This is a genomic window from Mycobacterium sp., assembly GCF_051006775.1.
GTDB lineage: Bacteria > Actinomycetota > Actinomycetes > Mycobacteriales > Mycobacteriaceae > Mycobacterium.
This window is the reverse complement of sequence record NZ_JBPCSX010000173.1, coordinates 1-12163: the sequence shown is the minus strand read 5'-3', so window position 1 is coordinate 12163 and position 12163 is coordinate 1. Positions and strand designations below refer to the sequence as shown.

Annotated in this window: 10 protein-coding genes and 1 pseudogene; 5 read left to right on the top strand and 6 right to left on the bottom strand. The window is 66.2% G+C overall.

Features of this window, described 5'->3' with window-relative positions; genetic code table 11:
- On the top strand, positions 1-711 hold a 711-nt coding region (locus ACR2JI_RS12560), incomplete at its 5' end, for a DUF1214 domain-containing protein (protein WP_526390403.1).
- 15 nt (positions 712-726) lie between these two features.
- Here the strand turns inward: ACR2JI_RS12560 and ACR2JI_RS12555 are convergent.
- Positions 727-1404 carry an MBL fold metallo-hydrolase gene (locus ACR2JI_RS12555; protein WP_526390402.1) on the bottom strand — a complete coding sequence of 226 codons (678 nt, stop codon included), beginning with the start codon at positions 1402-1404 and terminating at the stop codon, positions 727-729.
- Between the two features lie 46 nt (positions 1405-1450).
- On the opposite strand from ACR2JI_RS12555, the gene uvrA reads away from it, so the two are divergent.
- Complete coding sequence (gene uvrA, locus ACR2JI_RS12550; protein ID WP_526390401.1) at positions 1451-4360, top strand: excinuclease ABC subunit UvrA; 2910 nt, start codon at positions 1451-1453, stop codon at positions 4358-4360.
- A gap of 7 nt (positions 4361-4367) precedes the next feature.
- On the opposite strand, the gene ACR2JI_RS12545 is transcribed toward uvrA, so the two are convergent.
- From ACR2JI_RS12545 to ACR2JI_RS12525, 5 genes are all read right to left on the bottom strand, one after another.
- Positions 4368-4934: a hypothetical protein gene (locus ACR2JI_RS12545; RefSeq protein WP_526390400.1), complete on the bottom strand. Its 567-nt coding sequence runs from the start codon at positions 4932-4934 to the stop codon at positions 4368-4370.
- 12 nt (positions 4935-4946) lie between these two features.
- Positions 4947-5192, bottom strand: coding sequence for a hypothetical protein (locus ACR2JI_RS12540; protein WP_526390399.1), 246 nt, complete (start codon positions 5190-5192; stop codon positions 4947-4949).
- A 5-nt stretch (positions 5193-5197) separates the two neighbouring features.
- Positions 5198-6646, bottom strand: coding sequence for an alpha/beta hydrolase (locus ACR2JI_RS12535; protein WP_526390404.1), 1449 nt, complete (start codon positions 6644-6646; stop codon positions 5198-5200).
- 115 nt (positions 6647-6761) lie between these two features.
- Positions 6762-10088 carry a bifunctional lysylphosphatidylglycerol synthetase/lysine--tRNA ligase LysX gene (gene lysX / locus ACR2JI_RS12530; RefSeq protein WP_526390398.1) on the bottom strand — a complete coding sequence of 1109 codons (3327 nt, stop codon included), beginning with the start codon at positions 10086-10088 and terminating at the stop codon, positions 6762-6764.
- A gap of 34 nt (positions 10089-10122) precedes the next feature.
- Positions 10123-10473, bottom strand: coding sequence for a DUF1844 domain-containing protein (locus tag ACR2JI_RS12525; RefSeq protein ID WP_526390397.1), 351 nt, complete (start codon positions 10471-10473; stop codon positions 10123-10125).
- Between the two features lie 341 nt (positions 10474-10814).
- Between ACR2JI_RS12525 and infC the strand changes: the two are divergent.
- The 3 genes and pseudogenes from infC to rplT form a co-directional block, all read left to right on the top strand.
- A pseudogene (gene infC / locus ACR2JI_RS12520) lies at positions 10815-11409 on the top strand (translation initiation factor IF-3); the annotation flags it as partial.
- A 73-nt stretch (positions 11410-11482) separates the two neighbouring features.
- Complete coding sequence (rpmI, locus tag ACR2JI_RS12515) at positions 11483-11677, top strand: 50S ribosomal protein L35 (RefSeq protein WP_526390396.1); 195 nt, start codon at positions 11483-11485, stop codon at positions 11675-11677.
- A 42-nt stretch (positions 11678-11719) separates the two neighbouring features.
- Positions 11720-12109, top strand: coding sequence for a 50S ribosomal protein L20 (rplT, locus tag ACR2JI_RS12510; protein WP_526390395.1), 390 nt, complete (start codon positions 11720-11722; stop codon positions 12107-12109).
- Positions 12110-12163 lie beyond the last annotated feature (54 nt).

Sequence of the window (12163 nt, the reverse complement as noted above, 5' to 3'; positions counted from 1 at the left end):
GAGGAGCCTGTCCGTGCGGTGGACAAGGCGTGGATGGCGATGCTGGTGCCGCTGGGCATCGAAACGGGTAAGGCGTTCGACCCCGACGCGCGCCAGCAGGCAATCCTGCTCAAGGGTGCGGCGATGGGCGAGTTGATGGCGCGCAACCTCCAGGTAAATCCGCGCTTTGCCGAGCCGTATTGGCCGAGCACATCCTGGTACAAGAGCTTCGACTTCTCATTGGAGCAAGAGACCGAGACCCGCGTAGAGCTTGATGAGCGCGTCACCTGGTTCTATGAGGCGGTGGGTTCCAGCGCAGGCATGATCAACCCCACGGTCGGCGCGGGCCAGGTGTACATGACGACTAAACGGGACAGCGATGGCAACCTCCTACGCGCGGACAAGGCCTACCGGCTACGGGTGCCCAAAGACGTTCCGGTCGGACAATTTTGGGCACTGACGCTGTACAGCGAGAACACCCGTCGTGCCTATGACAACGGCGGTTCCGACATCCGCAGCGCAAACCTGGACAGCAGACTGCCCGACCTCACCTACAACTCGGACGGCAGCGTCGACCTGTATGTCGGCGCGAAAGCCCCTGAGGGCTTCGAGAAGAACTACATGAAGACCGTCGGAGACGACGGCTGGTTCGTCTACTTCCGTCTCTACGCGCCGTTGCAACCGTTCTTCGACAAGAGTTTCAGCCTGCCTGACTTTGAACCGGTTGTTTAGGCCCGACAGCCAGCGTCACCAGCCGCGTTCGCGCCACTCTGCCAGGTGCGGGCGTTCAGCGCCAAGCGTGGTGTCATCACCGTGGCCGGGGTACACAACGGTGTCATCGCCGTAGACGCCGAACAACTGGCTGCTGACGTCGCCCAGTAACTCGTCGAACGCGCCCGGCTCCCAGGTCTTGCCAACCCCACCGGGGAACAGGCAGTCCCCGGTGAACAGTTGCACTGCCTTGCGGTCACCGGCAGGCCGCAGCGCCAGCGCCACCGAGCCCGGGGTGTGGCCGCGCAAGTGGATCACGTCGAAGGTCAGGTCGCCGATCACGATCGCGTCGCCGCCGGCCAGGAACCGGTCGGGCATGACCGGCAGCGGCTCGGCATCGAGTTGGTGCGCGGCGGTCGGCGCTCCCGTGGCCTCGGCCACCGCCTCCAATGCCAGCCAGTGGTCGGGGTGCTGATGGGTGGTGACGATCATCTCCAGCTTCGGGGCATGCGAGCGCAGCAGGCTCACCAACAGGTCGGCGTCGTTGGCGGCGTCGATCAGCACCGATTCGCCGGTCTTCGCGCAGGTGATGAGATAGGCGTTGTTATCCATCGGGCCCACCGAGGTCTTGATGATGCTGACCCCGGGCAGGGTCCGTCTGGCCGCCGTCCGGGTCTCCACATGGCCGGTGTAGGTGTCGTTCACTGCAGTCATGAAGGCCACGTTACTGACCGTCGGCACCGGCACATAGCATGGGCGCGTGGCTGACCGGTTGATCGTCAAGGGTGCGCGCGAGCACAACCTCCGCAGCGTCGACCTCGACCTTCCACGGGACGCCCTGATCGTTTTCACCGGAATGTCCGGCTCGGGCAAGTCCTCGCTGGCCTTCGACACCATCTTCGCCGAGGGACAGCGCCGCTACGTGGAGTCGCTGAGCGCCTACGCCCGCCAGTTCCTCGGGCAGATGGACAAGCCCGACGTCGACTTCATCGAGGGTCTGTCCCCGGCGGTATCCATCGACCAGAAGTCCACCAACCGCAACCCGCGCTCCACCGTCGGCACCATCACCGAGGTCTACGACTATCTGCGCCTGCTCTACGCCCGGGCCGGCACCCCGCACTGTCCGGTGTGTGGCGAGCACATCGCGCGGCAGACGCCGCAGCAGATCGTCGATCAGGTGCTCGCCATGCCGGAGGGCACCAAGTTCCAGGTGCTCGCACCGGTGGTGCGCACCCGCAAGGGGGAGTTCGTCGACCTCTTCGACAAGCTGAACACGCAGGGCTACAGCCGGGTTCGGGTCGACGGTGTGGTGTATCCGCTGACCGAGCCGCCCACGCTCAAGAAGCAGGAGAAGCACGATATCGAGGTGGTGGTCGACCGGCTGACGGTCAAGACCAGCGCTAAACAGCGACTCACCGACTCGGTGGAAACCGCGCTGGGTCTCGCTGACGGGATCGTGGTGCTGGACTTCGTCGATCGCGATGAGCACGACCCGCATCGTGAACAACGCTTCTCCGAGAAGCTGGCCTGCCCCAACGGCCATCCGCTGGCGGTGGATGACCTTGAGCCACGGTCCTTTTCGTTCAACTCGCCCTACGGCGCCTGCCCGGAATGCAGTGGTCTGGGCATCCGCAAGGAGGTCGATCCCGAGCTGGTTGTGCCCGACGGCGATCTGACGCTGTCCGAGGGGGCTATCGCGCCCTGGTCCATGGGCCACAACGCCGACTACTTCATCCGGATGATGGCCGGGCTGGGGGAGTTGATGGGGTTCGATGTCGACACCCCGTGGCGCAAGCTTCCGGCCAAGGCACGCAAGGCACTTCTCGAGGGCTGCGACGAACAGGTCCACATCCGCTACCGCAACCGCTACGGCCGCACCCGCTCCTATCACGCCGAGTTCGAGGGCGTGATGGCCTTCCTGCAGCGCCGAATGGAGCAGACCGACTCCGAACAGATGAAGGAGCGCTACGAGGGTTTCATGCGGGACATTCCGTGCCCGGAATGCGATGGCACCCGGCTCAAGCCGGAGATCCTGGCCGTCACCCTGGCCGCCGGCGCGAAGAAGAAGTCCATCGCCGAGGTCTGCGAGCTGTCCATCGCCGACTGTTCGGCCTTCCTCAACGACCTGACGCTGGGCACCCGCGAGGCTGCCATCGCCGGCCAGGTGCTCAAGGAGGTGCAGTCCCGGCTGGGCTTCCTGCTCGACGTCGGACTGGACTATCTTTCGCTGGCCCGGGCTGCGGGCACACTCTCCGGCGGTGAAGCCCAGCGGATCCGGCTGGCCACCCAGATCGGCTCCGGACTGGTCGGCGTGCTCTACGTTCTCGATGAGCCGTCCATCGGGCTGCACCAGCGTGATAATCGTCGCCTCATCGAAACCCTCACCCGCCTAAGGGATCTGGGCAACACGCTCATCGTCGTCGAGCACGACGAGGACACCATCGCGCATGCCGACTGGGTGGTCGACATCGGTCCGGCGGCCGGTGAGCACGGCGGTCGGGTGGTGCACAGCGGGACGTATGCGGATCTGCTCACGAACCCCAACTCGCTCACCGGGGCCTACCTCGCCGGCAAGCAGAGCATCGAGGTTCCGGCGATCCGCCGACCGGTGGACCGTAAGCGCCAGCTGACGGTGGTCGGCGCCCGCGAGCACAACCTGCGCGAGATCGACGTGGCGTTCCCGCTCGGTGTGCTCAGCGCGGTCACCGGGGTGTCCGGGTCGGGGAAGTCCACGTTGGTCAACGACATCCTGGCCACCGTTCTGGCCAACAAGCTCAACGGCGCCCGCCAGGTGCCCGGCCGGCACACCCGGATCAACGGCCTCGATCAGGTCGACAAGCTGGTCCGGGTCGACCAGTCGCCGATCGGGCGAACCCCGCGATCCAACCCGGCCACCTACACCGGTGTCTTCGACAAGATCCGAACGCTGTTCGCCGCCACCACCGAGGCGAAGGTCCGCGGCTACCAGCCCGGCCGGTTCTCGTTCAACGTCAAAGGCGGCCGCTGCGAAGCCTGTTCGGGCGACGGCACCATCAAGATCGAGATGAACTTCCTGCCCGACGTCTACGTGCCGTGCGAGGTGTGCCAGGGCGCCCGGTACAACCGCGAGACCCTCGAGGTGCACTACAAGGGCAAGACCATCTCCGAGGTGCTCGACATGTCCATCGAGGACGCAACCGAGTTCTTCGAGCCGATCAGCAGCATTCACCGCTACCTCAAGACGCTGGTCGACGTCGGTCTGGGTTACGTGCGGTTGGGCCAGCCCGCGCCGACGCTCTCCGGCGGCGAGGCCCAGCGGGTGAAGTTGGCGGCGGAGTTGCAGAAGCGTTCCACCGGACGCACCGTCTACATCCTCGACGAGCCGACCACCGGCCTGCACTTCGAGGACATCCGCAAACTTCTCAAGGTCATCAACGGTCTTGTCGACAAGGGCAATTCGGTGATCGTGATCGAACACAACCTCGACGTCATCAAGACCTCGGATTGGGTCATCGACATGGGGCCCGAAGGGGGCGCCGGCGGGGGAATGGTGGTGGCCGAGGGCACGCCGGAGGATGTCGCGGCTGTCCCGGCGAGCTACACCGGAACATTCCTGGGGAACCTCCTCGACGCGCCTGCGCCCAAGAAGACCGCACCCAGGAAAACGTCGGGGCGTAAGGCCAGCGCCTAGGGCCAGATCAGAACTCGAAGGCCAGGAAGTGGTACCGCCGGCCTTCGGCTTCGAACTCGGCCAGCGGCCGCGCACCGAGCTTCGCGGTGGTCGTATGCAGCGACCGCGGGTTATCCGCGGCGACGAACAGCACCCCTAGGTCGAAGCGATCCCGGTAGGCCTTCCGGGTGGCCTCGTTCAGCGACGAGTACACGCCGTGTCCGCGCACGTCCTCGGTGATGCAGACCGGGCCGTGAACGGCGAATCGCTGCCGGGCGATCGGGGTCCCGTTCACCTCCAGGGTCTCCGTGAGATCAAGCAATCCCTTCAGGACTGCCGGAAGGCCCGGCTCGGTGGGAGCCGGAGGTGCGATGACGGTCATGAACCCGGCCACGTCGTCATCTCCGGTGACGGCGACGTGGACGCCGCCCTCACTGATGGCACGGTCCCACCAGGTCGACGGGTGCAGGACCGAGATGAAACCATTCGCGCGCCCGGCCGGGCCGAGATTGTTGATGTAGTACTTGGATTCCAGGGCCAGCAGGCCCGGGACGTCGCTCTGGTTCGCCAGTCTGATCCGGACGCCTGAAGTCATATTCGCCGGGGTCTAGTCCTTGTGGTGCATGGCGGCGCGGATCTCCTCGAGCTTTTCTGCGGCCGCCTTCTGGTGTTCCTCGTACTGCTTGGCGGCTGTGCGCGCTTCAGGAGTCTCCTCGGCCAGTTCGGTTGCGCCCAGCGCGGTTCCGTAGCGATTCTCGATCTTCTCGCGCACGCCTTCCAGCGTCGGCACCCCGGCATCGGTGTAGCCGGTGTCGGGGGTGACGGGTGCGGGCGTCGTGGGTTCGTCAGCCATGGGTCTCATCGTCCTCCAGAGGCAGCGATCGTCACACCGTCGGGGCGGGTTCCGGGTAGCCCGACGTCGGGAACGTCCGGGGTGCCGAGTTGGGAGGCCAGCCACGGCAGCGACGTGGTCAGCACCTTGGCGGCGAACGGCCAGTCGTGCTTGCCGATCTCGGGCACCACGGCGCAGTCGACTCCGTTCTCGCTGGCCAGCTTGCAGAGTGTGTGGGCGGCGACGGTGGGAGTGCTTGCGAGGTTCCCGACGTTCTCGGCCAAGACCTCCGGCAGTGCCGAGCCGGCGAGTGCGGTGGTGCGGGTACCCGCCGGTGTGGACACCGCGAACCAGCCCGCGACGCCCTCGTAGGCGCCGTGTTCTTCGATGACTGTGGCGGGATCCCACTCGGTGTAGGCCGCCGCATCGCCGCCGAACAGTCGGTCGATTGTCTGTGCCTTGGTCCCGGCGTTGGGGGCCATATCGCCGTCGATGTTGACGAAGGTGCTGAACAGCTCGGGATATTTCAGCGTGAGGTTGAGTGCGCAGGTGCCTCCTGTCGACCAGCCCACCACGCCCCAATTCGCCGGATCATCGCTGACGCCGAAGTTGGTCAGCATGTACGGCACGACATCCTTGGTCAGGTGGTCGGCAGCATTGCCGCGGAGGCCGTTGACGCATCCGGTGTCGGAGTTGAATGCACCACCGGAATCGGCGAACACGAAGACCGGGGCGTTGCCGTCATGCTTGGCGGCGAAATCGTCGATGGTCGCCACCGCACCCGCGGCCCGGATCCAGTCGGCCGCGGTATTGAACTGGCCGCCGATCATCATCACTGTCGGCAGCGGCGGCGGGGGATCGCTGGCGAAGTAGGCGGGCGGCAGATACACCAGCTCACCGCGGTGCTTGAAATTCGATGCGGTCGCGGGAATGTTGACCTCGACCACCTTGCCCCGGGCCGGAACCGCCCGGGCGGCCACCATCTTGTCGACGGTGGCCCGGTCGGTCTCGCCGGGCAGTGGGCCGTTGGTCAATTGGCCCCAGGCGGTCTGCACCGTGGGGAAGTAACCGACCCAGAGGTTGAGCATCAGTCCGGCTGATATCGCGCACAGCGGAACCGTCGCAACCGACACGGCGCGCCGCCACCAGTGCGCCGACCGCCAGCCGAGGACTGTGACGCCCAGCGCCAGACCGGTGAGTGTGAGCCACACCCACAGCCGGCCCGGGGCCGGATCTCCGGACAACCCCTCGGAGTTGATAACCCAGTGCGTCAGCCAGGCCAGTGATGCGCCGAACAGCGCGGCCAGCGGCACCCACAACAACCTCCAGCGGCGAGTTCGCCAGCCGACGGCGAGAATCAGCGTCACCGCCGCAAGCGCCTGGATCGCGGCGGGCACCCAGCCGTGCATCAGGGAGATGTGCTGACCGAAGAGTCCGAACGGATTCGCCAGCAACGAGTCGGCGACCCTCGTCATTGAAGGCGTCACGCCTCCCATGGTGTCTGAGCTTTCTGAAAATTTGCTGTGGGGCACGCTGGGGATGCCCAAATCGTTAGTTTCAGCGGAGCCCCCAGTGGGTGGCGGGGGCCGCTCAGCGGGGCTTGGCCAGCGGAAACGGCAGCGTTTCCCGGATGCTGCGTCCGGTGATCAGCATGACCACCCGGTCGACTCCCACGCCCAGCCCGCCGGTCGGGGGCATGGCGTACTCCATCGCCTGCAGGAAATCCTCGTCGAGTTCCATCGCCTCCGGATCCCCGCCGGCGGCCAGCATGGACTGCTGCTGCAGCCTCCGGCGCTGCTCGACCGGGTCGGTCAACTCGCTGTACGCGGTGCCCAGCTCCACCCCCCAGGCCACCAGATCCCAGCGCTCCGCGAGCCCGCGGGTGCCGCGGTGCGTGAGGGTCAGCGGTGACACCGATGCGGGGAAGTCCAGATAGAACGTCGGCTCCAGGGTGTGCTCCTCGACCAGCCGCTCGTAGAGCTCGAGCACGACCGCGCCGGCATCCCAGTGGGTGAGGTACGGAACCCCGACCGCATCGCAGCGCCGGCGCAGGGTCTTCAGATCGGTGTCGGGATCGACCTGCTCGCCGAGAGCCTCCGATACCGCGTCGTGGACTGTCTTGACCGCCCACTGCCCGGAGATGTCCACCGGCTGCAGGCCCCCGCCGGTGACGGAATCATCCGGACGCATCACCACCATCGCGCCGTTGGCGGCGAGTGCCGCGTTCTGAATGAGCTCGCGACAGCCGTCGACCCACGTCAGATAGTCGGCATGCGCCTGATATGCCTCCAGCAGGGTGAACTCGGGATTGTGGCTGAAGTCGACGCCCTCATTGCGGAAGGCCCTGCCCAATTCGAAGACGCGCTCCACCCCGCCGACGCAGAGCCGTTTGAGGTAGAGCTCGGGCGCGATCCGCAGATACATATCCAGGTCATAGGCGTTGATATGGGTCTGGAACGGCCGGGCGTTCGCGCCGCCGTGGATCTGCTGCAGTATGGGCGTTTCGACTTCGAGAAATCCCTTGGCGAACAACGTCTCTCGGATCGAGCGCAGAATGTCACTGCGCGATCGGATCAGATCGCGCGCCGCCGGATTGATGGCCAGGTCGACGTAGCGGGCGCGGACCCGGGCCTCCGGATCGATCAGACCCTTGTGCTTATCCGGCAGCGGGCGAAGGCACTTGCCCAGCATCCGCCAGTGCTGCACGACAAGTGATCGGGTGCCGTTCCTGCTGTAGCCCATCCGGCCGGTCGCCTCGATGAGATCACCAAGATCAACATCGGCGAAGTCAGCCGCGCCGTCATCGAGATGCGACTTCTCCAGGAGCAGTTGCACATCGCCCGACCAGTCGCGCAGTTGAGCGAACGTCACTCCGCCGTAGTCCCGGGTGCGCAGTACCCGGCCGGCCACCGACACCGCGATGTCATCCGGGGCGGTCAGCGCCTGGGCCACCGTATGGCTGGGTGCCCGCCCCACCGGGTAGGCATCGATTCCACTGTCCTGCAGGGTCTTCAGCTTCGCCATCCGAACGCGCACCTGCTCCGGCAGCCGCAGTTCGGTTCCTTCGTCGGCAAGGGCGGTGACCATGTCGGCGGAGGGCGTGCCGCCGTCGGCACGCAACTGTCCGCTCGCGGCCAACTCCCGGGGGACAGCGGGGTGGTGGCCGGTGTGCTGCCGGCTGCGCCGGGAGAACGGCAACACCAGGAATCCCTCGGCGATCACCGAAGCTATCCCGACCCGGGGGATCAGCCGGGCGTCGTCGTAACATGCATAGCGCGGCACCCACTCGGGCAGGTACTTCATATTGGAGCGGTACAGCGTCTCCAGCTGCCACCAGCGGGAGAAGAACACCAGCAGTTTGCGCCACAGCCGGGCCACCGGACCGGCGCCGAGTTGGGCGCCCTGTTCGAAAGCCGACCGGAACATCGCGAAATTCAGCGAAACACGATTGACGCCAATGTTTTCCGCGTTCTGCATCAGATCTGTCACCATCAATTCGATGGTGCCGTTGGGGGACTGCGGTGAGCGCCGCATCAGGTCCAGCGAGAGCCCGCTGCTTCCCCACGGCACCAGCGACAGCATCGCCACCACCTCGCCGCCGCCGTTCTCGCCGGCCCCATGCTCATTCTTGACGGCCTCCACCAACAGGCAATCGCCGTCGGCCGGATCGCCCAACCGGCCCAGCGCCATCGAGAACCCGCGCTCGGTCTCGGTGTCGCGCCACGCGTCAGCACGTTTGACCACCTGCGCCATCTCCTCGGCGGAGAAGTCCCGATGCCGGCGCATCCGGACCGTCAGGCCGGCTCGCCGCGCCCGGGTCACCGCCTGGCGAACCGCCCGCATCTCCGGTCCGGACAGCCGGTAGCGGTCCGGGTACAGGATGGCCTCGTCGCCCAGTTCAAGCGCGTGCAGTCCCGCGTCCCGGAAGGCCTGGGCGGCCGCGGAACTCGCACCCATCACCCCTGGGGCCCAGCCGTACTCCTGGCACAGCCCGAGCCACGCGGTGATCGCCTGCTGCCATGCCTGCGGGTCACCGATCGGGTCACCGCTGGCCAGACACACGCCGATCTCGACCCGGTAGGTGATCGCGGCGCGCCCGTTCGGGGCGAAGACCACCGACTTATCCCGGCGAGTGGAGAAATAGCCCAGCGAGTCGTTCTTGCCGTAGACCTCCAGCAGTCCGCGGATCGCCGACTCGTCCTGTCCGGTCAGTGCGTTCTCCGCGCGCTGGGATTGGAACAACACCACCGCGGCGGCCATCAGCGCCAGCGCGCCGAACAGACCGAACAACGCATTGAGCAAGGTGGTCGGCCGGCCGGCGAAGAAATCGGGGGTCGCGACGGCGAATCCGCTGACCCGGTTGACGGCGTAGCCCAACCGGTAATCGCGCTGCAGCGAACCGGGGAACACCTCCAGCAGTCCCCAGGCCAGCAGGATGCCCAGCACGTTCCCCGCGACCAGCACCGCCGCGGCCTTGAACAGCGCGCCGCGACGCACCTTGGCCCAGAACTCGCCATAAGCCAGCACCAGCGCACCCAGCGCGGCGATATGGAAGGTCAGGCCGAGAAACTCGCCGACGTCTTCAAGGCGGGTGCCGTCCCGCTGGCTGAGTGCAACCACGTCGAAGCCGATACCGACAACCAGCATGATGACCAGCACCAGCCAGGCGATCCGCTTGCGGGCCACCAGGGCACCGGCCATGATGGCCAGCGCGAAAGCCCAGGCGAAGCTGGTATCCGGGAAGTTGAACAGGTAGGTGTCGACGAACTGTCGCGGTACCCGGGTGAGGTGACGGATCGTCGTGGACACGCTGGAAAGCAGCGCCGCGCCCGCGATCACGCCGAGGATCCACCCGGCCGCCGCCGGTACCCAGTGCAGCCGTGACTGTCTCTGGCTGCGGCTCGTCGTCACGGTCATAGGCGGTCAGGATATTGGAGAGAAATCCGCCTGCTCAGCGGACCGGGCCGGTGTATTTCTCGCCCGGTCCCTGCCCCGGATCGTCCGGAAAGCCGCTGGCCTCGCGGAACGCCAGCTGCAGGGATCGCAGCCCGTCCATCAGCGGGCCGGCGTGCGGCCCCAGATCAGGCCGTGCGGCGGTGATCAGGCCTGCCAGGGCGGTTATCAGCCGCCGCGCCTCGTCGAGATCGCGGTATTCGCTGGTCTCGGGGTCGGGGTGGGCCAGGCCCAGCTTCTCGGCGGCTGCGCTCATCAGCATCACGGCGGACCGGCTGATCACCTCTCCCGCGGGGATATCGGCCAGCTCACGGATGCTTGGGTTCTCGGGGACGGGGATATCCGACATGGCTGCTAGACTCCCACGTACGACCGTCCGGGCTAACGCCAGGACAAGTAAGTACGTTCTGACCCCTGCGGGTCGGAACCGAAAAGTGGAGTCCCACTCCCACCGCTGGCCGATTCAGGTTCTGCGGTCCGGTCATGGATACCTCGGTATCCATTCTGCGGTCACCGCAGGCGGTTCGCGCCGCGATCGGTCGGCTTGGGCCCTGCTACGTGCAGGGCCTTTCTGCTGGCTTGAACGCTTCTGTTCAACCAAGCAGAGTGCTGGTGGCGTGGTGCCCTGCGCAACGAGTCCGGTTTCCGGCCGTGACGGTCGCACCGAGTACACCGAACCAGGGAGGCCCCATCAGCACTGAGACCCGCGTCAACGAGCGCATCCGCGTACCTGAGGTCCGCCTCATAGGTCCAGGCGGGGAGCAGGTGGGCATCGTGCGCATCGAAGACGCTCTTCGCGTCGCTGCGGATGCCGATCTCGACCTCGTCGAAGTAGCCCCGGATGCCAGGCCCCCGGTTTGCAAGATCATGGACTACGGCAAGTTCAAGTACGAGACGGCTCTCAAGGAGCGCGAGTCCCGCAAGAACCAGCAGCAGACCGTCGTCAAGGAACAGAAGCTTCGCCCCAAGATCGACCCGCACGATTACGAGACCAAGAAAGGTCACGTCGTTCGCTACCTGGAAGCAGGGTCGAAGGTCAAGGTGACGATCATGTTCCGCGGCCGCGAGCAGTCCCGGCCCGAACTCGGGTATCGACTGTTGCAGCGGCTGGCGGCCGACGTCGCCGACCACGGTTTCGTCGAGACCTCCGCCAAGCAGGACGGTCGCAATATGACGATGGTTCTGGCACCGCACCGCGGAGCGAAGACTCGCGCCAAAGCGGCGCAGCAGACGATCGGGGCTCCGGCCGCCGAAGCCGCGCCCGAAACCCTCGTCGAGGCTGCCGTTGAGGCAGCTGTCGAGGCCGAAGCTTCAACCGAATGACAACACGGACAGACCACGGATAGGACTGAGGAACCATGCCTAAGGCCAAGACCCACAGCGGGGCCAGCAAGCGCTTCCGCAAGACCGGCACCGGCAAGATCGTGCGCCAGAAGGCCGGCGCGCGACATCTGCTCGAGCACAAGTCATCTCGTCGTACCCGCCGGCTCTCCGGCCGTACCGAGGTGGCCGCCAATGACACCAAGCGTGTCAACAAGATGCTGAACGGCTAAGAGCCGCACCCGAGACGAGAACGAAACGAGAAGAGGAACACCATGGCACGCGTAAAACGCGCCCTTAATGCCCAGAAGAAGCGGCGGACCCTCCTCAAGGCGTCCAAGGGCTACCGCGGCCAGCGCTCGCGGCTCTACCGCAAAGCCAAAGAGCAGCAGCTGCATTCGCTGACCTACGCCTACCGGGACCGGCGTGCCCGCAAGGGCGACTTCCGCAAGTTGTGGATCACCCGCATCAACGCCGCCGCCCGCGCCAACGACATCACCTACAACCGCTTGATTCAGGGGCTGAAGGCCGCCGGTGTCGAGGTTGACCGCAAGAACCTCTCCGAGATCGCGATCAGCGATCCGGCGGCGTTCACCGCCCTGGTCGAGGTGGCTCGCGCCGCCCTTCCCGCGGATGTCAACGCGCCGTCCGGTGAGGCTGCCTGACGGTGGCTGACGGGGTTGCTTCGGGCGACCCGCTGACACAACGATCCGCCCGGG